Here is a 25,880-nt window from a genome sequence, read left to right on the forward strand (position 1 = left end):
AAGGGGGAAGCGCAACGCTTCCCGATTCGCTAGCCGACGTGCGGGGATGCACGTCACCGAAACCGCAGGTATCCATGTCATCCAGTTCCACCTCCTGGCGCCTGGCCGGCGCCACCGGCGCGCTGCTTTGCGCCGCCAACGTACAGGCCCAGGCTCCCGCCACCACCCTCGACCCGGTCACCGTCACGGCCTCGCGCATCGAGCAGCCCCTGTCGCGCGCCCTGGGCGACGTCACCGTCATCGACGCCGAGACCATTCAGCGCGCCGGGCAAAGCAGCCTGGCCGAACTGCTGCAGCGTGAACACGCCATCGACATCGGCACCAACGGCGGCCCGCAAACCACCACCAGCGTCTTCATCCGCGGCGCCAACAGCCGCCACACCCTGGTGCTGATCGACGGCCTGCGCGTGGGCTCGGCCACGTCGGGCACCATGAGCCTGAACGGCATAGATCCCGCCAGCGTCGAACGCATCGAGATCCTGCGCGGCGCGGCCAGCAGCATCTATGGCGCGGACGCCATCGGCGGCGTCATCAACATCATCACCAGGCGCCAGGCGGACCGTCCGCTGGCCATCAGCGGATCGGTGGGCGCGGGCAGCCACGACACCTACAAGGCCCAGGTCAACCTGGACGGCGCGCAGGGCATGTGGAGCTACGGCCTGCAGTACGGCAAATCCAAAAGCCGCGGCTTCAACGCCACCCTGCCGGGCAGCTTCGCCTACTACGGCGACCGCGACGGCTACGAACAGGAAAACGCCGCCGCCCGCCTGGGCCTGGCCTGGGCGACCGGCCACCGCATCGAGGCCAGCGTCTACAACTCCCGCATCAACGGCCAGTACGACAACAACGGCATCGCCTACGATTCGCGCGCCGTCACCCGCGTGCAGTCCTATTCCCTGTCCAGCGTGGACCGCATCACCGATTCCTGGACCAGCACGCTGCGCTTCGGTCGCACCGTGGACGACTACCGCGACTACGCCAGCGCCACGGCCCCGCGCGCGCAGGCGCGCACGCGCCAGGACCTGTTCACCTGGCAGAACGATCTCGCGCTGGCCGCCGGACAAAGCCTGTCGCTGATCGCCGAACACCTGCGCGAAGACGTGCTGAGCACCTCGCTGACCGGCAACTTCCCGACCCGGCGCCGCACCAATTCGGTGGCCGCGATCTACCGCGGCGACTTCGATCGGCACCACGTCCAGCTGAACCTGCGCCACGACAACAATTCCCAGTACGGCGGCAACACCTCGGGCGCGGTGTCCTACGCCTATGACTTCGCGCCCGGATGGCAGGCCACGGCCGCCGCCGGCACCGGCTTTCGCGCCCCCACCTACAGCGACCTGTACGGCTTCGGCGGCAACCCCGACCTGAAGGCCGAGAAGTCGCGCAACGTCGAAGCGGGCCTGCGTTATCGCCAGGGCGGCACCACGGCCTCGATCACGGCCTTCCGCAACCGCGTCTCGAACCTGATCGTCTGGGTGGACGACGGCACCGGCAACTGGACGGGCAGCAACGCCAACGTCGACAAGGCCATCCTGAAGGGCGTGAACGTCAGCGTCGCCCAGCAGCTGGGCGCGACCACACTGCGCGCCAGCGCCGACTGGCAGGACCCGCGCGACGCCCGCACCGGCGAACAATTGGCCCGGCGCGCCCGCGGCAGCCTGAAACTGGCGGCCGACCACCGCCTGGGCCCCTGGCTGCTGGGCGCCGAATGGCTGGCGACCACGCCGCGCGTGGACTACGCTGGCGCGGTGGGACGCCTGGGCGGCTACAGCCTGATGAACCTGATGGCGTCCTACGACATCAATCGCAACACGCAGGTGCAGGTGCGCTGGAACAATGCGTTCAACAAGCACTATGAAGTGGCGGGCGGCTATGCGACCCCGGGCTCGACGGTCTTCGTCAACCTCAGCTACCGCCCCTGAGCGGCACCACCCGCGGGCGGTGCTCGCACTGGCGTTGGCACTGGCGCTGGGCCCCGCGGCCGCGCGCGCCCAGGCCATCCACACGCGCGACGACGCCGGCCGCGACATCACCCTGCCCGCGCCGGCGCGGCGGGTGGTGTCGCTGGCGCCCCATGCCACCGAGCTGCTGTATGCCGCCGGTGCGGGAAGGGCCATCGTGGGCGTGGACCGCGACAGCAATTACCCGTCCGAGGCATTGAAACTGCCTCGCGTGGGCAACGGACTGCAGCCGAACGCCGAACGCATCGTGGCGCTGGCGCCCGACCTGGTCGTGCTGTGGGCGTACGGCGACGGGCTGGCGCACGCGGGGCTACCCGATTCCCTGCTGGAGCGGCTGGGCATCCGGCTGTACTACAGCAACCCCCGCAAGCTGGCCGACATTCCCGACGCCATCGAGCGCTTGGGCGAACTGACCGGCACCCGCGCGGCGGCCGGGGCCCACGCGGCGAACCTGCGGCGGCGCCTGGCCGCGCTGGCCACGCGCTACGCGGGCCAGCGCCCCGTGCGCGTGTTCTATCAGGTGGGTTCGCAGCCCATGTACACCGTGAACGATCGCGGCATCATCGGCGATGCCCTGCGGACCTGCGGCGCCGTCAACGTGTTCGGCGGCCTGTCCGCCGCCGCGCCCATGGTGGGCGCGGAAAGCGTGCTGCGGGAGAATCCGCAGGCCATCATCGTGGGCCAGGCCGGCCCCGGCGCCGATGCGGCGCTGGCGGCGTGGAAGGACCTCGGACCGGCGCTGGCCGCGGTGCCGGACAACCTGTGGGCCGTCGACCCCGACGCCATGCACCGCCCGGGGCCGCGCATGATCGAAGCCACGGAGCGCCTGTGCGAGAGGGTCGATGCCACGCGGCGGCGGGCGGCCGGACGGTGAACGGGGCGAAAAGCGATGGAGGGAAGGCGGGACGTGGCAGCGGCGGGCGGCTGCACGAGGGGAAAAAGCGGGAAATGGCGCGCCCGGCTGGGATCGAACCAGCAACCCCTGCCTTCGGAGAGCAGTACTCTATCCATTGAGCTACGGGCGCGTAGCCGCTAATTGTACCCTGCCTGGAAAATTTCGTCTTTTGCCCCGCGCGACCGGGCCCCAAAAACACCGATTGAGCCGAGCGGCGGCCCTGCCGTTATAATCAGTCGTTTATGTGCGGGAAAGCAGCCGACCGGGAGGAGAAAGGCGGCGGCCCATCCGGCGCAATACAAGTATCAAAGCAAGCAGTCAGCAACATCCCATAAACCGTCACGTGTCGGGCGTGCCCGGCCCATAGACTTGCAGGACTTGGCAATGAGCAACGCGCAGCATAACCACGAAGAAGAACATGAATCGCCGATCAGGACGCCCCGTCAGCTGATCACGGTGGTCATACTGGCTTTCCTCGTCCCCATCATCACCATCCTGCTGCTCGTGAACTTCGTCGCCAGCGGCAACAAGTCCAACGCGGGTTCCGACGCGCAAACGCCCGAGGCCATCGAGGCCCGCATCAAGCCGGTGGCCGGCTTCGAACTGCGCGACGCCAACGCCCCGCGCGTCTTCCAGACCGGCGAAGCGGTCTACAAGGCCGTCTGCGCCACCTGTCACGCCGCCGGCGTGGCCGGCGCGCCCAAGTTCGGCGACAGCGGTTCGTGGGCCAAGTACGTCTCCACCGGCTTCGACGCCATGCTGCAGGTCGCCCTGCACGGCAAGGGCGCCATGCCGGCCAAGGGCGGCAACCCCGACCTGGACGACTTCGAAGTCGCGCGCGCGGTGGTCTACATGGCCAACAACAGCGGCGCCAGCTTCAAGGAACCGGCCGAACCCGCGCCCGCCGCCCCGGCCGCCACCGCGGAAGCCCCGGCTGCCGCACCCGCCGCGCCTGCTGCCCCGCCGCTGCCGCGGCGGCCGCCCCCGCTCCCCAGGCCGCCGCGCCGGCTCCGCAAGCCGCGACACCCGCCGCCGCCTCCACCGCCGACGGCAAGAAACTGTACGACTCCACCTGTTTCGCCTGCCACGGCGCCGGCATCGCCGGCGCGCCCAAGTTCGGCGACAAGGCCGCCTGGGCGAAGTACGTCGCCACCGGCATGGACGCCATGGTGTCGGTCGCCATGCAGGGCAAGGGCGCGATGCCTCCGAAGGGCGGCGCCGCGAACGCAACTGAGGCCGACATCCGCGCGGCGGTGCAGTACATGGTCGACGCGGCCAAGTAAGCCACCTCGCCCGCTTCGAGACAAAAAACCCGGCCCACCGAAAGGGGGCCGGGTTTTTTATTCGGGCCCGGCCGCTACGCGGCGGGCGGCACGAGGCGCTGGATGGCTTCGTCGCTCAGGCCCAGGTAGTCGCGCAGCACGGCTTCGGTGTCCTGTCCCAGCAGCGGCGGCGCGTGGCGGTATTGCACCGGCGTGTCGGACAGGCGCAGCGGGCTGGCGACGGAAGGCGCCGTGCCGGCCAGCGGATGCGGCAGGTCCAGGCGCAGGCCGCGGGCCCGGACCTGGGGATCGTCGAAGGCCTGGTCGATGGTGTTGATGGGACCGCAGGGCACGCCCACGGCTTCGAGCCGCTCCAGCCAGTAGTCGCGCGGCTTCTTTTCCATGATTCCGGCGAGGATGGGAACGAGCCGGTCGCGGTTGATGACGCGGTTGCTGTTGACGCTGTAATCGGGATGGTCGGCCAGGTGCGGCGCTTCCAGCACGCCGCAATAGGCGCGGAACTGGCCGTCGTTACCCACGGCGACGATCAGGTGGCCGTCGGACGCCGCGAACACCTGGTAGGGCACGATGTTCTGGTGGGCGTTGCCGGCCCGCTGGGGCGCGACGCCCGAGGTCAGGTAGTTCAGCGCCTGGTTGCCCAGCATGGCCACCACGGTGTCCAGCAGCGCGATGTCCAGGTGCTGGCCCTGGCCGCTGCGCTGGCGTTCCTGCAGCGCGGCCAGGATGCCCACGGTCGCGTACATGCCGGTCAGGATGTCGGCCACGGCCACGCCGGCCTTCTGCGGACCGGCGCCCGGCAGGCCGTCGCGCTCGCCGGTAATGCTCATGAAGCCGCCCAGCCCCTGGATCATGAAGTCGTAGCCGGGCCGGGTGGCGTAGGGGCCGGTCTGGCCGAACCCGGTGACCGAGCAATAGATCAGGCGCGGATTCACTTCCTTCATCGAGGCGTAGTCCAGGCCGTACTTCGCCAGCCCGCCGACCTTGAAGTTCTCGATCAGGATGTCGCTTTGCGCGGCCAGCTCGCGCACCAGCCGCGCGCCCTCGGGCGTGGCGATGTCCAGCGCGACCGAACGCTTGTTGCGGTTGACGCTGAGGTAGTAGGCGGCCTCGGCCGTGTCCTGGCCCTGGCCGTCCTTCAGGAACGGCGGCCCCCAGCTGCGCGTGTCGTCGCCCGCTCCCGGCCGCTCGATCTTGATCACCTCGGCGCCCAGGTCGGCCAGGTTCTGGGTGCACCAGGGTCCGGCCAGGACGCGAGTCAGGTCCAGGACACGGATGCCGGCCAGGGGAGAAGTGCGTGCTGTCATGCTTTGCTCGAATTCGCGTGAAGGAAGAACAAGACCGCAGGGCCGGCGAATGCCGGGCAATCCGTAAGCTTACCGCAGGGCCGCCCCGTCACAAGCCGTGATGCCCCCATTCATGCCAGGTGATTACGCCGCCGGAAGGGTCCTCGTATGCTGGCCCGACGCCAGGGGCCGCCCGGTCTCCCGGCCAACCAGAACGGAGGAGCCATGCATCACCACCCGCTCATGCCGGCCGCGTGGATCGCGGCCGCGCTCGCCTGTGTCCTGCCCCCGCTGGCCACGGCCCAGGATATTCCACGCAAATCGATCACCATGGTCGTCGGCTTCGCGCCCGGCGGCGGCGCCGACACCGCGGCCCGCCTGATCGCCCGGAAGCTGTCGGAAAACCTTGGCCGGCCGGTGGTGGTCGAGAACAAGGCCGGTGCCGGCGGCAACATCGCCCACGACCTGGTCGCGCGTGCCGAGCCCGACGGCGCCACCATCCTGCTCGGTTCGATCGGCCCGCTGGCCATCGCGCCCCACCTGATGAAGCTGCCCTACGATCCGGCCAGGGACCTGGCGCCCATTACCATGGGCGTCAACTTCCCCAATGTGCTGGTGGCCTATGCCGGCCTGGGCGTCAAGACGCTGAACGACTACATCGAGATGGCCAGGAAGCATCCCGAGAAGATGAGCTACGCCTCGACGGGCGCCGGCTCGGCCTCGCACCTGGCGGGCGAGCTGCTCAACCAGCGCGCCGGCGTGAACATCGTCCACGTCCCCTACAAGGGCGGCGCGCCTGCCATGGTGGACCTGCTGTCGGGACGGGTCGCCTCGTATTACTCCACGCCCTCGTCGGCCCAACCCCACATCGAGACCGGCAAGGTGGTGGCCATCGCCACGACCGGCCTGAAGCGCCCGGCCTTCATGCCCGACGTGCCGACCATCGCGGAGTCCGGTATTCCGGGCTTCAATGCCACCAACTGGTACGCGTTCGTCGCGCCGGGCAAGACGCCCGCCGGGATCCTGGACCGCTGGAACGAGGAAATCGTGAAAGTGCTGAAGGATCCTGACGTATCGGCACAATTGATCAAGCACGGACTGACGCCGGATCCGATGAGCCGCGAGGAACTCGCCAGGTTCATCGCCAGCGAATCGGCCACCTGGGGCGCGATCATCAAGGAGCGCCGCATCACCGCGCAGTAGTCTTCGTCTCCTTTCTTCTCGACATCCCGCACTTGCCCTCGGTCCGCGCTCGGCTCATAATAGCTAGTAGTATAGTTTACTATCACATTAAACCGAGCGACCGGGCAGGTACCCGGCGCCCGCGCGTCGAGCGACGCATCGAGGAGACAAGCTTGAAACCCAGTCTATCGTGTGGCCTGGTCGCGGCGAGCCTGGCGCTTGCCGCCGGCATCCAGGCCGCCCATGCCGACGACTTTCCCACCCGCCCCATCCGCCTGGTTACCCCCTACCCGGCCGGCCTGACACCGGATGTCGCCACGCGCATCATGGCCGAGAAGCTGGGCAAGCTGTGGGGCAAGCCCATCGTCATCGAAGCCAAGCCCGGCGCCAACGGCTTCCTGGCGCTGGGCGCCGCCAAGCAGGCCGCGCCCGACGGCTACACCCTGCTGGTCGTGGGCGACGCGCACATGACGACCAATCCCAAGCTGCTGTCCTCGGTCCCCTACGACCCGCAGAAGGATTTCACGCCGGTCTCGCTGTTCTTCCGCGCCCCCTTCCTGTTCTACACATCCGCCGCGGCGCCCTATGCCTCGATGCGCGACCTGGTCGAGGCGGCCCGCAAGGACCCGAAGAAAATCACCTACGGTACGCCCTACGTCGGCAGCCCGGCCCACTTCGGCGGCGCCATCCTGGCCCAGGCCACGCGTACCGAGATGATGCCGGTCCACTACAAGGAAGGCGCGCAGATCTACACGGCGGTCGCCAACGGCGACATCAGCTTCAGCGTGGCCACCATCGGCTCGGGCCTGCCGCTGGTCAAGGCCGGCAAGCTGAAGATGCTGGCCACCGCGTCGCCGCAGCGCCTGGCCGACTACCCGCAGGTACCCACCGTGAAGGAATCCGGTGGCCCGGACCTGGCCATCGAGACCTGGGTGGGCCTGGTGGCGCCGGCCGGCACGCCCCCGGCCGTGGTGCAGAAGCTCAACGCCGGCATCGCGCAGGTACTGAAGGATCCGGAACTGGTCGAGAAGTTCGCGGCGCTGGGCATCGAGCCGCAGAGCAGCACGCCGGCCGAGTTGTCCGCGCGCGTGCGCGATGAACTGGCCGAGGTGGAAACGCGCATCAAGCGGCTGGGCATCAGCATCGAGTAGCCCGCCGCGGGCGGCCGGCGCGCCAGGCGCCGCCGCTACTTCAGCCGCATGTGCACCCGCACGAAGTCGCTGCGGAAAAGGCCCTGGGATTCATACACCAGGACCTCGTCCCGGTCGAACACCGAGCGGGTGACCACCATGATGGCGGTGTTCACCGGCACATCCAGCAACTGCGCCACCTCGAAGTCGGCGTTGCTGGCCTGGATGGTCTGCTCGGCACGGCCGATACGCTCGCCCGCGTGGTTCTGTATCAGCTGCATGGGTACGGGCGAGTTGAACGCCTTCTTGCCGATGGCGCGGAAGATCGTGCGCTCCACGTACGAGTCGCCCACGAAATACGGAATCTGGTTGTGCTTCTGCAGCCGGCGCAAGTGCTGGTAGCCGTCGGGCGACAGCGCGCCGCCGTGGTGGTTGATCGACTGCGGCCGCATGACGGTGCTGCTTTCCAGCCATTCGATCTGGATGTCGGGCACGTGGTTGACCAGCGTGTCCCAGCTGGTCGGGATGTCGTAGAAGACGCCGCTTTGCGGGCGGCGCAGGACGAAGGTGCCGCGGCCGCGATAGCGGCCGATCAGCCCCTCGGATTCCAGGAAGCCGATGGCATGGCGGATGGTGGCGCGCGCCACGCCTTCGTCGCGGGCCAGTTCGTCCAGCGACGGGATCTGCTGGTCCACCGCCCACTCGCCCGTCTCGATGCGCTTCCTGAAGGACATCACCAGCTTCACGTAGATGGGCGTCCCCACTTGCGCCAGGTTCGCGATGGCGGTCGACGGCGTCGTGCGGGTGGCGCGGGGCGGAGGCAAAGTCATGAGGCGAAATGTGCTGGTTGACTAGCCTTGCATTCTATCAGCGGCCTGTCCCGGCAGGCGGCGCGCGCGGTGGGCTATAGTCGGTGCTCTTCCGGCAACACGCATCGTTCCCGCATGAGTCTCGAATCCGTCCGCCATTTCCTGGCCGCCCACGCACCCGACATCGCCATCATCGAACTCGAACACAGCACCGCCACCGTCGAACTGGCCGCGCAGCACCACGGCGTCGCGCCCGGCCAGATCGCCAAGACGCTGTCGCTGCGGGCGGGCGACCGCGAAGTGCTGGTCGTGACGCGCGGCGACGCCAGGCTGGACAACAAGAAGGCCAAGGCCGTGTTCGGCGGACGCGTGAAGATGCTGCCGGCCGACGAAGTGGTGGCCGTGACGGGGCATCCGGTGGGCGGCGTCTGCCCGTTCGGCCTGGCCACGCCGCTGCCGGTGTATTGCGACGTCTCGCTGCGGGCCTACGACGAAGTGCTGCCGGCGGCCGGGTCCACCCACAGCGCGGTGCGCATCGCGCCGCAGCGCCTGGCCGAACTGGTCGGCGCGCAATGGGTGGACGTCAGCCAGGAAGCGGCCTGAGGCGCGCCTACTTCAGGTCGGTGTGGATTTCCACGAAATCGCCGCGGAAGACGCCCAGCGATTCATAGACCAGCATGCCCTGGTGATCCAGCACCGAGCGCGTCACCTGGATGACCGGGGCGCCCGAGGTCAGGTCGAGCAGTCGGGCGGTGTCGAGGTCGGCCACGCTTGCGCGCACCGTCTGCTCGGCATGGCCGACGCCGCCCGGCAGGCGGGCGTCCAGGATCTTCAGCGGGATGGGCTTGGCCAGCACGTCGGCGCCGAAGGCGGCATAGACGTTCTTTTCGATGTAGGTATGGCCGATGCCGTAGGGAATGTGGTGGCGCAGCAGGCGCCGCTTGAGCGCCTGGTAGGACTCGCCCAGCGCGGCCCCGGTGTGCACCGAGGCGGGCGGATGCGTGCACTCGTGGCTCTCCAGCCATTCGACTTCGATGTCGGGTTGCGGCCCCGTCAGTTCGTCCCAGTTCATCGGGATGCGATACCAGATGTTGGACTGGGGGCGCGCCAGCACGAAGGTGCCACGGCCGCGGAAGCGGCCCACCAGCCCCTCGGCCTCGAGCATGCCCAGCGCGTGCCGCACCGTGACCCGGCCCACGTCGAACTCTTCCATCAGTTCGTCCAGTGACGGAATGCATTCGTTCAGCGGCCAGACGCCGTTCTCGATGCGCTGGCGGAACAGCGCGAAGAGCTGCGCGTACATCGGCAGCCCGCCGCGCGGGCCGGTGTTGGCGGCGCGCGCGGAGGTATCGGAAGTATCGGAAGCGTCGGTAGTGGGTCGTGCGGATGCCATGGAGCGAATCACCTGCGGCGGATGGCCAGTCTCGCGCCCGGGGCGCAAACGCATATTGTGCCGGGGCGCGGCGGGCGCTGGCAATCGAGCCGCTCCCGTCACGGCGCCAGCGCGATCACGTCCAGCGCATAGTGGGCGTTGCCGCCGGGCGCGCCGTTGGCATCCGCGACCCCCACCGCGATGCGGGCGGGTGGATCCTGCGGAAAGAACTCCATCCACGCCTGATGGAAGCCCTTGCGCTGGTCCAGGTCATGCAGATAAAGCGTGACCTTCACCACGTGCTGGAGCGTCGCCCCGGACGCGGCCAGCACCGCCTGGACGTTGCGCAGCGCCTGGCAGGCCTGTTCGTAGGGGTCGTCGGGCATGCGGTTGGTGGCCGGGTCGCGGCCGCGTATGGCCGACAGGAACAGGAAGCCTCCGGCCCGCACGCCAGGCACCATGCCGGCCATGCGGTCGGGCGCGTCCGGCGACTGCGGCATGCTCTGCCTATCCATTCAGGAACTCCCGGATGATGGCGGCGGCGCGGTCCGGCGCGTCGGTCTGCACCTGGTGGCCGGCTCCGGGCACCCATTCGATACGCGCGTCGGGCAGCATCTCGGCCAGCGCACGGCCGGTGGCGGGCACGGCGAAGGTATCTTCCTCGCCCCACAGGATCAGGGTGGGGATGCGGCGCGTCAGCGCGGGCAGCGCTTCCTGCCATTGGGTCTGGAGCTTGAGCACCGGGTCGTTGCGCACGAAGTCGATACCCTGCGCCATGCGCTGGAAGGCCTCGTACGCGCCGGGCCGCGTGGCGGCGCGCTGGCGTTCGTCGATCAGCGCGTCGGTGATGCGCGACTTGTCGATGATCAGCGCTTCCAGCAGGCGCTTCATGCCGGCGCGCGAGCCGTCATAGCCCATCAGCGCGTGCATGGCCTCGTTCGGCGCCTGTTTCAGGCCCAGCGAGCCGGCGATGGTGAGCGAGGACACGATGACCAGCTTCTCGACGCGGTCCGGATGCAGCATGGCGTAGTACGCGCCCGACCACGCGCCCTGCGAATTGCCCAGCACCGAGAACTTGTCCAGGCACAGCGCATCGACGAAATCCGCGGTGTGCGCCGCGCGGCTGATCAACCCGTAGGGCGTGGGCGCCTGGGTGTCCGTCAGCCCGAAGCCGCCGATGGAATCGGGCGCGACCACCCGGAAGTCCTTGCCCAGCAGCGGCAGCACGGGACCCATGCCCGAGGCGCCGGACGAGCCCGCGCCGCCGCCATGCAGCGCCACCAGCGTGCGGCCCTGGTCGCCCGCTTCCGCGTAGTGCGTACGCACGCCGTTGGCCAGTACCCAGCGCGAACGAATTGCCGTGTCATTCATGGTCGATGTCTCCAGTCGAAGAGATGGACCCCGCCCATCGCGGGGCCCGCTTGCTCAGTTGCCGTGCCGCGGCAGCAGGCCACGGTCGCGGTAAGCCTGCACGTAGCGCAGTTCCAGGGTTCCGGCGAAGTTGCGGATCAGGAGCGGATGCACGCCCCACTCGTACAAGGTGGCCAGGTCGCGCTCGCGCAGAACGCGCCGTTCCTCGTCGTCCAGCCCGTAGCCGTCGAACGCGTCGCCGGCATCGGCTCGCAGCGCCGCCTGCAACGCCGGCTCCTTGTCGAAACGGAACAGGTAGCGCTCCAGCGCATGGCGGTCGCGGTCCGCCCCGCCCGCCCGCGCGGGCAAGACCTCACGTGTGTCCGTCTCGGGCAACAGCAGTTCGGTCACGCCTATTCCGGTCACCCAGGCCTGCACCGGCTCGTAGGCCGCCACCCGCGCGCCCGTGGCCCGGGCCGCGCCCGCGGCCAGCAGCCAGTTGCGGATCTCGGCAGCGCCGTTGCCCGCGCTGCGCACCACCTCGGCCGCGTTCCAGCCGGCGATCTCGTCGAAGCGGCCGGCGGCGAAGCCTTCCAGGAAGCGGCGGTCGAAATCGCGGTTGATGTGCCCGGTCTCGGGCATGCCGACCCAGTGGCTCAGGCCGCCGGTGCCGAGCACGGCCACGCGCGGCGCCCGTTCCTGCGCGCGCAGCACGTCGCCCAGCGCCCGGCCGAAAGCCAGGCAGCGGTCCAGGCGCGGCAGCGGTTCGATGGTGCAGTTCACGTACACCGGCAGCACCGGTGCGTCCCAGCCGGCCAGCAGCAATTGCAGCGGGCACGAGAAGCTGTGGTCCAGCGGCAGGCCGCGCGCGCCGGCCGCGTCGAAGCCGGCCGCCACCATGCCCGCGTGCACCGACTCGCCCAGGCCGGGCACGCCGGTGTAGTCCCGCTTGGGCACGCCGAATTCCCCGTGCCCCGGGAACGCCGCGCCGGTGCCGATGGCGAACACCGGCAGCGCGGCCTGGTCGAAGGTCAGGAAATGGTCGGTGGCGACGACCACGAGCACGTCGGGGCGCGCGGCCCGCAGCGAGGCGGACAGGGCCGAGAAGGCCTGGAACACCCGGTCGGCGCGCGCCAGGTCGTCCGGGTCGCCCTTGGGCGCGCGCATCATGGCGCCCGTATGGGCCGTGGCCGCGGCCCAGACGATTTCGCTCATGGTCAGCCTCCCGCGTCCAGATGGCGATGCAGGAAGTCCACGAAGCGCTCGTAGGTCAGTGCCGCGGCCTCGGGCGAATAACGCTCCAGCGTGCTGTCCATGTAGGCATGGCGCGCGCCGGGGTAGACGTGGAAGGAAATGGGCGCGGGCGCCCGCGCTTCCAGCGCTTCCTTCAGCGCCAGGGTCTGGTCCATGGGAATGGCTTCGTCGGCGTCGCCGAAGTGCAGCTGCATGGGCGCCTGGATGCGCGGCGCCAGCGCGATGCGCGAGCGGTCGCGGCCGTCGGGCGCATAGGCGGCGGGCACCACCGGCAGCGCGTACAGCACCACCGAGCAGGCCAGGTCTTGCGTGTCGGCGGCCCAGGCCAGCACCGTGCCGCCGCCCAGGCAATAGCCCAGCGCGCCGACGCGGCCCACCCGGGGCTGCGTGCGCAGCCAGGCCAGCGCCGCCTGGCAATCGGGCACCACGACCTCGTCGCGCGCGGCGATGAAGGCCTTGCTGCGCCGTTCCTCGGCGGTGGTGTAGTCCTGCGGCGGCCGGCCGCCGATGCGGCTGTACGGGTCCACGGTCAGGACGATGAAACCCTCGGCCGCGAGCCGCCGCGTTTCCTCCTGGCGATGCTCGGTCACCCCCAGGTTCTCGGGCGCGCAGACCACCGCGCCCAGCACGTCGTCGCCGTCGGGCTCGGCCAGGTAGCCCCGCACCTGGTCGGCGCCGCTGGGAAAGGTCACCCAGCGGCCATGGCTGGTTCGCTTGTTCATGGATGCCTCCTTCAGGCCGCGACCTGGATGTCGAACAGGGATGCCTCGCCCTTGCGGCGCACCTCGACGTCGAGCAGCGTGGCGCAATGCGGGCAGGCGTGCTGGACGACCTCGAGGTCGTGGTGGATGCGCACGCGCGGGCCCAGGTCCTCGGGGGTGGCCAGGTGGTGGCGCGCGTAGTCCTTCCAGTTCTCCGCCGCCGGCGCGATGGCCGTGTCGCAGCTGTTGCAGACCAGGTAAGGCGTGCCGGAGGCGCGCACGATGCGCGCCACGTCGCCGACGATGGCCACGGGTTCGGCCTGTCCGGTTTTCGGAAGCGCGGCCAGCGTCTTGCCGGCGGGCCATGCCAGCCGGCGCTGGCGGATCGCGGCGCGCGCGGCGCCGGTGGCGGCCTCGTCCAGCACACCGCCCTTGGTCACGACGCCGAAGATGTGTTCGGCCACCTGGGCCGAGAAGGCTCCGGCCGCGACATCGGCGGCCACGCTGTCGGCCGGCCGGCCCAGCGGATCGCCCCAGCCGCCGCCGGCCGTGGGATTGCATTCGTAGACGTCGTCCTTGCCGAACTCGAACTCCGGCGGCTTGGCGTTGAACTCCACTTCCTCGCCTTCCAGCCCGTCCATGCGGTCGGGAAACACGCCGTCGGCCAGCAGTTGGCGGATGTTGCTATGGCGCAGGAAGCGGCGATGGTTGCAGCCGCTGGGATAGCCGCCGAACAGGCCGCGCGAGGTGGGCGACTGGTAGCCGTGGCAGGCGACCAGCGACTCGACCTCGTCCACGCCGTGCAGCACGAAGGCCGCGCCCGCGGCCTGGCCGCCGACGTTGCGGCCGGCGCCCGAGCTGTCGGTGATGATGCGGCGGTACATGTACAGCACCGGCAGCTTCAGCTCGGTGGTCTCGACGTTGGGCGCGCGGCCGGCGGTGATGTTGCGCTGGCCCGAAACGCTCACGCCGTCGCGGTGCGCATAGGCGCCGCCGCCCGACAGCATCACTTCCAGGATGGGCGCGGTGGCCGGTTCGCCGTACTGGTTGCGGCCGTGGATGTGGAACAGGTCCGGTCCGCTGGCCGGCGACGACTGCGCCTCGGCCAGGTAGTCCGGATGCGTGGCCATCAGCTTGGAGATGACCTCGGTGGTGGTGACCTCGACCAGCCACATCGCGCCCAGCGGCCCCTGGCTGCACGGCGCGGGGAACTTGCACGAAACGATCGAGCCTTCGGTGGACAGCACTTCCAGCGGCCTCAGCAGGCCCTCGTTCCACGGCAGGTCATAGGCGATGACCGGCAGGATGCCGGCGTAGACCCCGGCCAGCAGGCCCGTGCGCGTCGCGTTGACGAAGCCCGGCGCCTGCGGGTCGGACCCGGTGTAATCGAACACGATGTGGTCGCCCTGCTTGCGCAGCTCGACGTGGATCTTGTAGATCTTGTTGTCGAAGCCGTCGTGGTCCAGGAAGGCCTGGGCGCGGAACACGCCGTCGGGCAGTTCCTTCAGGCGCTTGCGCATCTTGGTCTCGGACAGGCCCATCATGCCGTCCATCACCGTCAGCACCGTATCCACGCCGTACTTGGCGATGGTGTCCAGCAGGCTCTTCACGCCGATGTTGTTGGCCGCCATCAACCCCTTCAGATCCAGGCTGATGTTGGTGGGCAGGCGCGACATGCCGGTGATGAAATTCAGCACGTCGCTGCGCAGCTCGCCGCGGTCGATGATCTTGACCGGCGGGATCAGCATGCCTTCCTGGCGGATGTCCTTGGCCATGGAGGCGAAGCTGCCCGGCACCATGCCGCCCACGTCCAGCTGGTGGGCGCAGGCGCCGGTCCAGCCGATGCGCTTGCCATCGACGAAGATGGGGGCCAACACGCCCACGTCCGGGCAGTGCAGCGCGCCCTTGTGCGGGTGGTTGACGATGAACATGTCGCCCGGATTGATGCCGACCGAGTCCTCGCAGTCCTCGATCACGTGTTTGACCATCAGCGACAGCGAGGCCGCGTGGAAGGTCACCGTCTTGCCCATGGTGACCACTTCGCCGAAGGCGCGGTAAAGGCCGGTGTTGAAGTCGGTCGCTTCGTTCACCAGCGCCGACCCCGACACCGAGGCCAGCGTGGCCGCCTGTTCGTCGGTGATCGACAGCAGCCGGTGGCGGATCACCTCGAAGGTGATCGGGTCGGCCTCCTTGGCCGTGTATTCGTAGACCTGATGCATGCTCGTCTCGATAGCGTTATTGGTTGCGCGCGATGGAAATCACGAAGTTGCCGTAGGGCTCCATTTCGACCGACTGGTCCGGGCCGACGACGATGGTGGTGTCGGGCCGCTCGATGATGCAGGGGCCCGCGATGGCATGGCCGGGGCCCACGTCCTCGCTGCGGTAGATGTCGGCGCGGATGAAGCCGTGGCCGTAGAAATAGACCTGGCGGTCGGATACCGGCCGGTTCGAGCGGCCGGCGCCCTCGACCTGGCGCGCCGCCGGCTTGATGACCGGGGACGTGCCCTCGACCCGCACCACGGTGAACTCCACGCCCGAGCTGCGCAGCGCGGTGTTCTTGCCGTAGATGCGCTCGTACTGCGCCTCGAAGGCATCCACCAGCGCATCGACGTCGGCGGCCTGGAGCTGCCCGGCCGGCACCTCGACGCCGATCTCGTGCACCTGCTGGCGGAAACGCATGCCGATGTAGCGGTGGATGGTGACGTCGTCGCCCAGCGCTTCGCGCGCGCGGGCCTCGATCTGGCCGAAACCCTCGTTCAGAGCCGCGATGTCGATGTGCTCGGACGCCCGCTTGAAGCGCGCCGGCGCGTGCTGGCCCACCGCCAGCGAGAACGAACGGTGGCGGTCGCCCGTGACCGTGCCGTAGGCCGAATGCGCTGGCCCGGTGTTGGGCACGACCACCTTGCCGATGCCGGCCACCTCGGCATACTGGTGCGCGTGCGTGGCGCCCGCTCCGCCGTAGGCCATCAGCACGAAGTCGCGCGGATCGTAGCCGGCGCGCAGCGTGACCCGGCGCAGCAGGTCCGCCATCTGGTTGTTGGCGACCTCGCGGATGCCCGCGGCCGCCTCTTCCACGCTCATGCCCAGCGGCTCGGCCACGTGCTTGCGCACGGCTTCGCGCGCGGCCTCGACGTCCAGCCCCATGCGCCCGCCCAGGAAGTAGCGCGGATCGATGATGCCCAGCACCACGTCGGCGTCGGTGATGGTCGGCTCGACGCCGCCGCGGCCGTAGCACGCCGGCCCGGGCGTGGAGCCCGCGCTTTCCGGGCCCACGGTCAGGTGGCCATCGCGCACGCGGGCGATGGAGCCCCCGCCCGCGCCGATGGCCGTGACCTTGATCGACGGCAGCGCCACGTGGAAGCGGCCGACTTCGCGCACGGTTTCCAGCAGCGGCTGGCCGTCCACGATCAGGCCCACGTCGAAGCTGGTGCCGCCCATGTCGGCCGTCAGCACGTTGCGGTAGCCCAGCAGGTCGCCCAGCTTCTGCGAGGCCAGCACGCCGCCGGCCGGACCCGAGGTCAGCAGGTTGGCGGCCTGGAACGCGGCCTCGGCCGCCGGCAGCACGCCTCCGCCCGATTCCATGATGGAGATCGGCCCCTTGAAGCCGAAGCGCCGGATCGCCCCTTCCAGCCCGTTGATGTAGCGATGGATGACCGGGCCCAGATAGGCGTTGATCGACGTGGTCGAGGTGCGCTCGTATTCGCCGATGATGGGCACCAGCAGCGAGGACGTCGTCACGAACAGCCCCGGCGCTTCTTCCTCCACCAGTTCGGCCAGGCGCTGCTCGTGCGCCGGATTGCGGAAGGACCACAGCAGGCTGATGGCGATGGCCTCGACGCCCGCCTCGCGCAGCTCGCGTATGGCCTGCCGCGCCGCCGCCTCGTCCAGCGGCACGATGACTTCGCCCTTGTAGTCCACGCGCTCGGCCACGCCCTTGATCAGGTCCGGCGGCACGATGGGCTCGGGCACGCGGCGCTTCGAGAAGTGCGAGATCTCGTGCGTGGGCATGCCGATCCAGCCGCCCATGGCGCGCTGGATGCGCAGCGTGTCCTCGAAACCGCGCGTGGTCAGCAGCCCCGTCTTCGCGCCCTTGCGCTCGATGAACGCATTGGTCGCGGCGGTGGTGCCGTGCGAGAAGTATTTCAGTTCGGCCACCAGCCGGTCGGCCGGAATGCCCAGTTCCTCGGCCGCCAGTTTCATGGCGTCCAGCACGCCGCGCGTGCGGTCGTCGGGCGTGGTCAGTGCCTTGAAGATGCGCACGTCGCCGTCGTCGGACAGAAGAACGAGGTCGGTGAACGTCCCTCCGATATCCGTACCTATGTAAGACACGAGTCTTTCCTCCAGATGCCGCCCCAGCGGGCGATCGTTCCCCGGCACACGGCAGCCACGCGGCCGCGTCCGAATCTGGCGCTATTAGAACCCGAAAAACATTCTATGTATAGAACTATAGAATGTTAAAAGACTAGGTAATTACCCTTTTATAGCCGCACGCGGGCGCCTGTCGACGCCCGCGCCGGCTCACTCCTTCTTCAGCAGGGACTTCAGCCGGTCCAGCCTTTCCTTGGCGCTGAGCCCCGGCGTGGCGTCGGCCACCTCGTCGGTCTCCAGCCCCATTTCCTTGATGAAGCGCGAAGGTTCGCGCGCGATGTCCTCGCGGCCGCGCTTGCGCTTCTTGCACCAGGTGACGTTCAGCGTGCGCCGCGCGCGCGTGATGCCGACATACATCAGGCGGCGTTCTTCCTGCACACGGGCTTCCAGCGATTCGGCCGCCTTGGCGGGGTCGCCTTCCTCGTCGTCCTTGCCCAGGTGGGGCAGCAGCCCTTCCTCGGTGCCGATCAGGAACACGTGCGGATACTCCAGGCCCTTGGAGGCGTGCAGCGTGGACATGCGCACCAGGTCGGGATCCTCGTCGTCGCTTTTCTCGAGCATGGTGATGAGCGCGATGTGCTGGACCAGGTCCATCAGGCTCATCTTGTCTTCCTCGGCCTTGCGCTTGAGCCAGCCCAGGAGGTCCAGCACCGTCTGCCAGCGGTTCTGCGCGCCACGTTCGTCGAAGTGGTCGTACAGGTAGCGCTCGTACTGGATGGCGCGCACCAGGTCGTCCAGGATCTCGGAGGCGCTCTCGCCCGACGGAGCGGCGTCGCCCTTGGCCGCGCCGGCGCGCCACTGCATGCGGTTGATGAACTCGCAGAACTCGCGCAGCGGCCCGAGCTGGCGCGGTTGCAGGCGCTGCTCCAGGCCGGTCTCGAATACTGCGGTGAACAGCGGGATCTCGCGCTCGCCCGCGTAGGTGCCCAGCACTTCCAGAGTCGACTGCCCCACGCCGCGCTTGGGCGTGGTGATGGCGCGGATGAAGGCCGGATCGTCCTCGTCGTTGGCGATCAGGCGCAGGTAGGCCATGATGTCCCGCACTTCGGCCTTGTCGAAGAAACTCTGCCCGCCCGACACCATGTACGGGATCTTCAGGTTGCGCAGCGCCTGTTCGAGTATGCGGGCCTGGTGGTTGCTGCGGTAGAGGATGGCGAAGTCGCGCCAGTCGGCCTTCAGCTCGAAGCGCGCGGCGGAGATGCGCATGGCCACGGATTCGGCCTCGGACTCTTCGTCGTCCATGGGGATGACGCCGATCGGATCGCCCACGCCCAGGTCGGACCACAGCTTCTTGTCGAACAGCTTGGGGTTGTGGCCGATGACGCTGTTGGCCGCCGCCAGGATGCGCTGCATGGAACGGTAGTTCTGTTCGAGCTTGATGACGCGCAGGTTGGGATAGTCGGTGGTGAGCTTGGCCAGGTTCTCGATGGTCGCGCCGCGCCAGGCGTAGATGGCCTGGTCGTCGTCGCCCACCGCGGTCAGCATCGCGCGCGGTCCGGTCAGCAACTGCACCAGCCGGTACTGGCAGGCGTTGGTGTCCTGGTACTCGTCCACCAGCAGGTAGCGGATGCGCGACTGCCAGCGCTCGCGCGCCTCGTGGTCGGACTCCAGCAGCCGGGCCGGCAGGCGGATCAGGTCGTCGAAATCGACGGACTGGTAGGAACGCAGGGTGGCGTTGTAGCTGCGGTACACGCGCGCGGCGTCGCGCTCGCTGTCGGTGGTGGCCAGGCGCTCGGCCTGGTCCGGCTCGACCAGCGCGTTCTTCCACAGCGAGATGGCGTTCTGCACGGCGCGGATCAGGCCCTTGTCGGTCGTGGCGACCAGCTCCTGCACGATGCCCATGGCGTCATCCGCCGCCAGGATGGAGAACTGCGGCTTGAGTCCGACCTGCTTGGCTTCCTCGCGCAGCATCTTCACGCCCAGCGAGTGGAAGGTGCTGATGGTCAGGCCCTTGATGGCATTCGGCGGGGCGACGGACCCGACCCGCTCGGCCATCTCGCGCGCGGCCTTGTTGGTGAAGGTAAGCGCCGCCACGTTGCGCGCCGAATAGCCGCAGTCGCGCAGCAGATAGGCGATCTTCTGCGTGATGACGCGGGTCTTGCCGCTGCCCGCCCCGGCCAGCACCAGGCACGGGCCGTCCAGATAGCGCACGGCCTCGCGCTGCGCCGGGTTCATGCCGGCGTCGAGCGGCGGCAGCGCGTGCGATGCGCGCCCGTCGGGCTTGTTCAGCCGCGAGTCGGCGCGGTCCATGGCACGGGTCGCGGCGGAGGGGGAAGAGGCAGTCATACGGAAGCTTGGCTATCGATGGCGCGCGGCGGGCGGCCGCGCGGACGGTAATCGGGAGGCGGGCGTGGACGGCGGCCGGCGATCGCGCATCAGATCTCCAGCGGATCGACCTCGAGGTGCCAGCGCACCCGGGCGGTCGCCGCCAGGCCGGGCAGCACGCCGCCCCAGGCCCGCAGGAAACCCTGCAGCGCGGGACGGCTGTCGCTTTCCACCAGCAACTGGGCGCGTTCGACATTGGCCACGCGAACCACGCGCAGCGGTACAGGATCATAGAGCGTAATGCGCGACATATCCGCGGCCTGGGACGAATCGGTCCCATCGGTCCAGGCGCGGGCCTGCGCCAGGAAGGCCTGCGCCTGGGCCAGTTCGCGCGCCTCGGCGGTCAGCAGGGCCTGGTAGGCGAACGGCGGCAGGCCCGCCGATTCGCGTTCGCGCAGCGCATAGCGCGCGAAGCCCGCGTAGTCGTGGCGCACCAGCGCCTGGTACAGCGGCTGCTCGGGATAGCCGGTCTGGATGTAGACCTCGGCGGGCGTGCCCGCGCGTCCGGCGCGGCCCGCCACCTGCATCAATTGCGCGAACAGGCGCTCGGGCGCGCGAAAGTCGTGCGAGAACAGCATGGCGTCGGCATTGAGCACGCCGACGAAGCCCAGATTCTGAAAGTCGTGCCCCTTGGCCACCATCTGCGTGCCGACCAGGATGTCGATGTCGCCCGCGTGCATGCGGGCGAACAGTTCCTGGGCGCTGCCCTTGCGGCGAGTGCTGTCGGCATCGATGCGCGCGATGCGCGCGCCGGGGAAAAGCTCGCCCAGGTGTTCCTCCAGCCGCTGCGTGCCGCGGCCCATGGGCTGCAGGTCCTGGTTGCCGCAGTCCGGGCAGGCCATCGGCACCCGCTGCTGCCAGCCGCAATGATGGCAGCGCAGCTCGTGGCGCCCGGGGCCGCCCGACATGCGCGGCGGCTGGCGGTGCAGCACCATGTAGGCCGAGCAGCGCGGGCAGCCGCTGACCCAGCCGCAGGCATCGCAATGCAACACGGGCGCGTAGCCGCGCCGGTTCAGGAAGATCAGCGATTGCTCGCCCTTTTCCAGCCGCTGCGCCACGGCTTGCAGCAGCGGGGGCGCCAGGCCCTGCTGGAGCTTCACGTTGCGGGTGTCGAGCAGCCGGATGCGCGGCGGTTCGGCGGCCAGGGCTCGCTGCGGCAGGGACAGCAGCAGGTAGCGGCCGGACTGGGCATGGTGCCAGGTCTCCAGCGACGGCGTGGCCGAGCCCAGGATCACCGGCACGCCGCGGTCGCGGGCGCGCCAGATCGCCAGGTCGCGGGCGGAATAGCGCAGTCCTTCCTGCTGCTTGTAGGAAGGGTCGTGCTCTTCGTCCACCACGATCAGGCCCAGATCGGGCAGCGGCGTGAACAGCGACAGCCGCGTCCCCAGCAGCACCCGGGCCTGCCCACGCACCGCCCGCAGCCAGGCCTCCAGCCGCTCGCCGTCGGCCAGTCCGCTGTGCAGCACGGCCACCCCGCCCGGTCCCGCGATGGCCTCCAGCCGCCGGCGGAACACCTGCTCCAATTGCGGCGTCAGGTTGATCTCGGGCACCAGCAGCATCACCTGCCGGCCCTCGCGCAGGACACGCTCGGCCACGCGCAGGTAGACCTCGGTCTTGCCGCTGCCGGTCACGCCATGCAGCAGGACAGGCTTGAAGCCCGACAGGCCCGACAACGCGTCCACCGCCTCCTGCTGGGACGCGTTCAGGGTGGGCAGGGAAATCGGCGACGCCGGGGGCGCCGACTCTGGATTTTCAGGTACAGAGCCGCTTTCTTCAGAAGTAAGTGCCTGCTCTTCACTTTCCGCGGGGCTCTTCTTGCGCCGTGTCCGCTTGGGCTTGGCCGCGCGCGCAGCTTTCGCATCCAGCCGGGCCACCGGTCCGCCCGCCGCGCGCAAGCCCTGGTAGGCCGCGGGCTTGCGCAGGGGCCCGGGCAGCGCGGGCAACATGACCTCGCCCAGCGGATGTTGATAGTAATCGGCCGCAAAAGCCGCCAACTTCAGCCAATCATCGGGAAATGGAGGCAGATCGTCCAGCATCTGCACCACGTCCTTGACCTGCTCGACCGCCACCGCCGGCGTTGCCGGGGTCTCGATGACGATGCCCACCATCTCCCGCCGGCCGAAGGAAACGAGCAAGCGCTGTCCCACCCGCGCACCGGCGGGGGCGCGGTAGTCGAACAGTCCCGCCAGCGGCACGTCCAGCGCCACGCGCACCCAGGTCGTCCCTTCCTCCCTGCCTGGCGGCGGGACGAGGGACAGAGGGACGGACGGGGATGTGGACAACTGTCGAACTCCGGCGAAAGACCACGGCGTCACCGTCGCGGGAACTTAAAGTAAAACCTCTGAAACTTTGCTAACCCCACTATTCGACAGGGGATTTTTTTTCGTGCCGAAACCTGTGGATAACTTTGGGGACAACCGGCGCACAAATAAGGTAATAGGACGTAGACGAAAAGTGCTTGCTTTGGGATCTAATGATACAGATTCACTAAAACCTAGAAAAATCAACTACTTAAAGCCTACAGCCGTAGTCCCATCGAGTTTGCAAGATATGTTCCCGGCCCATGCCCGAATGTGCATAAGTTGAATCCGCATGCCAGACAATACGGGTAAGCACTGGTATGCCCGCCCCGCGTAGCGGGGGCTTGTCCACACAGCCCCTAGGCGCCGGCGCGCTGCCCGCGGCTGTGCTGGTGGACGGCCTCGACCAGTACCTCGACCGCCTCGGGCGGCGTGAACTGCGAGATGCCGTGGCCCAGGTTGAAGACGTGGCCCGGCCCCGTACCGTAGCTGTCCAGCGTGCGCGCCACTTCGGCCCGGATGCGGTCGGCGCCGCCGAACAAGGTCATCGGATCCAGGTTGCCCTGCAAGGCGACGCGGTCCCCCACGGCGGCCCGCGCCTTGCCCAGGTTGACCGTCCAGTCCAGGCCGACGGCATCGCAGCCGGACGCGGCGATCTCTTCCAGCCACAGCCCGCCGCCCTTGGTGAACACGATGGCCGGCACCTGCCGGCCTTCATGCTGCCGCACCAGCCCGGCCAGGACCTGCCGGGTATAGGCCAGCGAGAACTCCTGGAACAGCCCGTCGGCCAGCACGCCCCCCCAGCTGTCGAAGATCATGACCGCCTGGGCACCCGCCTCGATCTGGGCATTCAGGTAGACGGCGACCGCCTGGGCGTTCACGCTCAGGATCCGGTGCATGAGATCGGGCCGGCTGTACATCATGGTCTTGACCGTGCGGTAGTCGCTGGACCCGGCGCCTTCCACCATGTAACAGGCCAGCGTCCACGGACTGCCGGAAAAACCGATCAGCGGCACGCGGCCGTGCAGGTCGCGCCGGATCTGCTTGACGGCGGCGAACACGTAGTCCAGCTCGGCCATGTCGGGCACGGCCAGGTTGGCCACGTCGGCCTCGGTGCGCAGCGGGCGCGCGAAGCGCGGCCCCTCGCCCGCGGCGAAGTCCAGGCCCAGGCCCATGGCGTCGGGCACGGTCAGGATGTCGGAAAACAGGATGGCGGCGTCCAGCGGAAAGCGCGCCAGCGGCTGCAGCGTGACCTCGGTCGCGTAATCGGGATTCTTGGCCAGGCCCAGGAAGGAGCCGGCGCGCGCGCGGGTGGCGTTGTACTCGGGCAGATAGCGGCCGGCCTGCCGCATCAGCCAGACCGGGGTGTATTCGGTTTCCTGGCGTGCGAGAGCCCGCAAAAAGACGTCATTCTGGAGTTTGGGCTCGGACACGGCGGACCTCGGCAAAGAGAAGCCTGGGATTTTACCTGGGTGGCGCTCAAGCGAACTTCATCAGCAGCAGCCCGATCACCAGCAGCCCCATGCCAGCCCAGCCGGCGGGCCGGATCCGCTGGCCGAACAGGGCCCGGCCGGCCAGCGCCGTGGCCAGGATGCCCAGCGCGCCCCAGGCGGCGTAGGCCACCGACAGCTCGATGCCCTGCACCGCCACGTACAGGCAGGCGAAGGCGCCGAACACCAGGGCGATCGACAGCGCCCCGTACAACTTGCGGGTGAAGCCCCGCGACAGTTTCAGGAAAATGTTGGCCGCCACTTCCAGGCCCGCCGCGACCAGCAGCATGACCCCATGGAACCAGGTGAAGGAATCCAGCATGGCGACCCCTTACCGCGGGGCGGCAAGCGCGGCAACGGTGTCCTCGTCCGCGGCGGGTGTCATGCCGCGCTTGATCAGCAGGATGCCGCCCAGCACGGCGGCGATGCCGGCCGCCTTGGCGGGGCCGATGCTTTCACCGAACCAGGCCAGGCTGACCAGCGTGATCGCCACCAGCCCCACGCCTTCCCAGACGGCGTAGGCCAGGCCCACCGGCACGCGGGTCACGGCCAGCGACAGCGCGTAGTACGACGCGCCCAGCAGGACGAACATCGCGGCCAGGCCGCCCAGGTGTCCGTGGATACTGCTCCATTTCATGAAGCTGGTGCCGGCCACCTCGGCAACGATGGCGATGGCAAGAAAAAACCAATGTCGCATGATGCGCTCCTCGTTCTCATGGCTGTATTGCGGAATTGTTACCTTGCGAGCAACAATATTCCGGCCATGATGACGAAGGGCAGCAGCACCTTGGCGGCGGCCACGAGAACCTCGGCCGGGCGGAACGCGAACGCGGGGTTCGGCATCGCCGGCGGGGCGGCGGGGGTGAATCGATGGGTAATGGGCGTATTCATGATGCGCTTCCTTGAGTTGACGAGCGCGAGCAGCCATGCGGCTGGCGCGGCGGTCGTGCGTGATGGCGAGGTCTGGTTGCGTGCACGGCGGCACGGGCGTCCGGACGACGCTAACGACCCGGTGCGGGCAGGATCGAGGAAGCGCGGAAGACACGGGCAGGATGGCTGCGGAGAACCGGCCGGGCACCATGCGGGGCATGGACGGCGATTCGGGCATATCCTGCGGCGAACGTGGCAGGGCGCCTTGCGATCGGTCCGCGGAACAGCGGGCAGAACATGGGGTCGCTCCCTATGAAAAAGGATACTGATTGCGTATTCCAGTATAGGGTGTCATTGCTTCGATGCCTTGACTACATTGTTATCTATACTTGAACAATGGACCGCCTGACTCCCATACGCGCCTTCCTGGCTGTGGCCGATACCGGCAGCTTCACCGGCGCCGCCCGCAAGCTCGGCGTTTCCCGCTCGGCCATCACCGGCCACATCCAGGAACTGGAACGGCACCTGGGCACCCAGCTGCTCAATCGCACCACCCGGCGCGTCTGGCTCACGCGCGAAGGCCGCCGCTACGCCGAGCGCGCCGGCATGCTGCTCGAAGGGCTGGCCGAGCTGGACGCGGAGATCCAGACGCGCAGCGGCCGCGCCGAAGGCCACCTGCACGTGGAAATGGCCGAATCGGTCGCCAACGCGCGCGTCATCCCGCGGCTGCCGGAATTCGTCCAGGCGTATCCCGACATCTCGCTGCGCATCTCGCTGAACGAAGGCGTGGTCGATCCCACCGTCTCGGGCGCCGACATCGGCCTGCGCGTGGGTCCGCTGCGCGACTCGCCCCTGCGCTTCAAGCTGCTGGGCCGGGGCAACTACATCATGGCGGCCAGCCCCGCCTACCTGAAGCTGTACCACGCGCCGCGCCACCCGGACGAGCTGCGCCGGCACCGGCTGATCGAGTTCTGGGATCCGGACACCGGCCGTCCCTACGACTGGCAACTGGTCAAGGGCAAGCAGACGGTAAGCATGGCCGCCGAGGGCCGCCTGATCGTGGACAACACCCGCGCGGGCCTGACCTGCGCGCTGGCGGGGCTGGGCATCTACGAAGACCTGGACTTCCTGCTGGCGCAGTCGCTGGCGGAAAAGCGCCTGGTGCAGGTACTGCCCGACTGGAAGCGCCCGGGCCCGCCCATCGCGGTGCTGTACACCGCGCGCCGCCCGGTGCCCCCCCACATCAAGGCCTTCGTGGATTTCCTGGTGTCGGTGTTCGGGTCGGGGCGCGGCTAAGGCGCGCCCAC

The 25,880-nt window shown here is 68.9% G+C and carries 21 protein-coding genes, 1 tRNA gene and 1 pseudogene; 7 read left to right on the forward strand and 16 right to left on the reverse strand.

Annotated elements, in window-relative coordinates; translation table 11 throughout:
• Positions 1-74 precede the first annotated feature (74 nt).
• Positions 75-1,922, forward strand: a complete 1,848-nt coding sequence (locus EGT29_RS27345) for a TonB-dependent siderophore receptor (RefSeq protein ID WP_124691958.1) — start codon at positions 75-77, stop codon at positions 1,920-1,922.
• 19 nt (positions 1,923-1,941) lie between these two features.
• The gene (locus EGT29_RS27350; RefSeq protein ID WP_238160233.1) at positions 1,942-2,835 is read left to right on the forward strand and encodes a cobalamin-binding protein; all 894 of its coding nucleotides are present in this window, start codon (positions 1,942-1,944) and stop codon (positions 2,833-2,835) included.
• A gap of 75 nt (positions 2,836-2,910) precedes the next feature.
• On the opposite strand, the gene EGT29_RS27355 is transcribed toward EGT29_RS27350, so the two are convergent.
• Positions 2,911-2,986, reverse strand: a tRNA-Arg gene (locus EGT29_RS27355).
• 254 nt (positions 2,987-3,240) lie between these two features.
• On the opposite strand from EGT29_RS27355, the pseudogene EGT29_RS27360 reads away from it, so the two are divergent.
• Positions 3,241-4,139, forward strand: a pseudogene (locus EGT29_RS27360) (cytochrome c5 family protein).
• Positions 4,140-4,213: 74 nt separating this feature from the next.
• On the opposite strand, the gene EGT29_RS27365 reads toward EGT29_RS27360, so the two are convergent.
• A complete protein-coding gene (locus tag EGT29_RS27365) occupies positions 4,214-5,443 on the reverse strand; it encodes a CaiB/BaiF CoA-transferase family protein (RefSeq protein WP_124691960.1) in 1,230 nt (409 codons plus the stop codon).
• Between the two features lie 204 nt (positions 5,444-5,647).
• Here EGT29_RS27365 and EGT29_RS27370 point away from each other — a divergent pair, with 204 nt between their 5' ends.
• Together EGT29_RS27370 and EGT29_RS27375 are read left to right on the forward strand one after the other, a co-directional pair.
• Positions 5,648-6,625 carry a tripartite tricarboxylate transporter substrate binding protein gene (locus EGT29_RS27370; RefSeq protein ID WP_124691961.1) on the forward strand — a complete coding sequence of 326 codons (978 nt, stop codon included), beginning with the start codon at positions 5,648-5,650 and terminating at the stop codon, positions 6,623-6,625.
• A gap of 152 nt (positions 6,626-6,777) precedes the next feature.
• Positions 6,778-7,755 carry a tripartite tricarboxylate transporter substrate binding protein gene (locus EGT29_RS27375; protein WP_124691962.1) on the forward strand — a complete coding sequence of 326 codons (978 nt, stop codon included), beginning with the start codon at positions 6,778-6,780 and terminating at the stop codon, positions 7,753-7,755.
• Positions 7,756-7,790: 35 nt separating this feature from the next.
• Here the strand turns inward: EGT29_RS27375 and EGT29_RS27380 are convergent, their stop codons facing one another.
• A complete protein-coding gene (locus EGT29_RS27380; protein WP_124691963.1) occupies positions 7,791-8,564 on the reverse strand; it encodes a GntR family transcriptional regulator in 774 nt (257 codons plus the stop codon).
• A gap of 114 nt (positions 8,565-8,678) precedes the next feature.
• On the opposite strand from EGT29_RS27380, the gene EGT29_RS27385 reads away from it, so the two are divergent.
• On the forward strand, positions 8,679-9,146 hold the full coding sequence (locus EGT29_RS27385; protein WP_124691964.1) for a YbaK/EbsC family protein: 468 nt from the start codon (positions 8,679-8,681) through the stop codon (positions 9,144-9,146).
• Between the two features lie 7 nt (positions 9,147-9,153).
• Here EGT29_RS27385 and EGT29_RS27390 read toward each other — a convergent pair whose 3' ends face one another.
• The 13 genes from EGT29_RS27390 to EGT29_RS28560 form a co-directional block, all read right to left on the reverse strand.
• The gene (locus EGT29_RS27390) at positions 9,154-9,936 is read right to left on the reverse strand and encodes a GntR family transcriptional regulator (protein WP_161568003.1); all 783 of its coding nucleotides are present in this window, start codon (positions 9,934-9,936) and stop codon (positions 9,154-9,156) included.
• A 98-nt stretch (positions 9,937-10,034) separates the two neighbouring features.
• On the reverse strand, positions 10,035-10,430 hold the full coding sequence (locus tag EGT29_RS27395; RefSeq protein WP_124691966.1) for a RidA family protein: 396 nt from the start codon (positions 10,428-10,430) through the stop codon (positions 10,035-10,037).
• Positions 10,423-11,286 (reverse strand): alpha/beta fold hydrolase, encoded by an 864-nt coding sequence (locus EGT29_RS27400; RefSeq protein WP_124691967.1) that lies wholly within the window; start codon positions 11,284-11,286, stop codon positions 10,423-10,425. Before EGT29_RS27400 ends, EGT29_RS27395 begins: the two co-directional genes overlap by 8 nt.
• A gap of 54 nt (positions 11,287-11,340) precedes the next feature.
• Positions 11,341-12,480, reverse strand: coding sequence for an extradiol dioxygenase (locus tag EGT29_RS27405; RefSeq protein ID WP_124691968.1), 1,140 nt, complete (start codon positions 12,478-12,480; stop codon positions 11,341-11,343).
• A gap of 2 nt (positions 12,481-12,482) precedes the next feature.
• Positions 12,483-13,241: a dienelactone hydrolase family protein gene (locus tag EGT29_RS27410; RefSeq protein ID WP_124691969.1), complete on the reverse strand. Its 759-nt coding sequence runs from the start codon at positions 13,239-13,241 to the stop codon at positions 12,483-12,485.
• A gap of 11 nt (positions 13,242-13,252) precedes the next feature.
• Positions 13,253-15,439, reverse strand: coding sequence for a hydantoinase B/oxoprolinase family protein (locus EGT29_RS27415; protein ID WP_124691970.1), 2,187 nt, complete (start codon positions 15,437-15,439; stop codon positions 13,253-13,255).
• Between the two features lie 16 nt (positions 15,440-15,455).
• Positions 15,456-17,549, reverse strand: a complete 2,094-nt coding sequence (locus EGT29_RS27420; protein WP_124691971.1) for a hydantoinase/oxoprolinase family protein — start codon at positions 17,547-17,549, stop codon at positions 15,456-15,458.
• 189 nt (positions 17,550-17,738) lie between these two features.
• Positions 17,739-19,763 (reverse strand): UvrD-helicase domain-containing protein, encoded by a 2,025-nt coding sequence (locus tag EGT29_RS27425; protein WP_124692542.1) that lies wholly within the window; start codon positions 19,761-19,763, stop codon positions 17,739-17,741.
• Positions 19,764-19,963: 200 nt separating this feature from the next.
• A complete protein-coding gene (locus tag EGT29_RS27430; RefSeq protein ID WP_370283078.1) occupies positions 19,964-22,171 on the reverse strand; it encodes a primosomal protein N' in 2,208 nt (735 codons plus the stop codon).
• Between the two features lie 401 nt (positions 22,172-22,572).
• Positions 22,573-23,646: a uroporphyrinogen decarboxylase gene (gene hemE, locus EGT29_RS27435; RefSeq protein ID WP_124691972.1), complete on the reverse strand. Its 1,074-nt coding sequence runs from the start codon at positions 23,644-23,646 to the stop codon at positions 22,573-22,575.
• A 46-nt stretch (positions 23,647-23,692) separates the two neighbouring features.
• Entirely contained in the window at positions 23,693-24,025 is a 333-nt protein-coding gene (gene mdtI, locus EGT29_RS27440; RefSeq protein WP_124691973.1) for a multidrug/spermidine efflux SMR transporter subunit MdtI, read from the reverse strand.
• A 9-nt stretch (positions 24,026-24,034) separates the two neighbouring features.
• On the reverse strand, positions 24,035-24,400 hold the full coding sequence (locus EGT29_RS27445; RefSeq protein ID WP_124691974.1) for an SMR family transporter: 366 nt from the start codon (positions 24,398-24,400) through the stop codon (positions 24,035-24,037).
• Between the two features lie 38 nt (positions 24,401-24,438).
• Positions 24,439-24,594, reverse strand: a complete 156-nt coding sequence (locus tag EGT29_RS28560) for a hypothetical protein (RefSeq protein WP_161568004.1) — start codon at positions 24,592-24,594, stop codon at positions 24,439-24,441.
• 375 nt (positions 24,595-24,969) lie between these two features.
• Here EGT29_RS28560 and EGT29_RS27450 point away from each other — a divergent pair, with 375 nt between their 5' ends.
• The gene (locus tag EGT29_RS27450; protein WP_124691975.1) at positions 24,970-25,869 is read left to right on the forward strand and encodes a LysR family transcriptional regulator; all 900 of its coding nucleotides are present in this window, start codon (positions 24,970-24,972) and stop codon (positions 25,867-25,869) included.
• Positions 25,870-25,880: the final 11 nt, after the last annotated feature.

The sequence above is a fragment of the Pigmentiphaga sp. H8 genome, from assembly GCF_003854895.1.
Lineage (GTDB): Bacteria > Pseudomonadota > Gammaproteobacteria > Burkholderiales > Burkholderiaceae_B > Pigmentiphaga.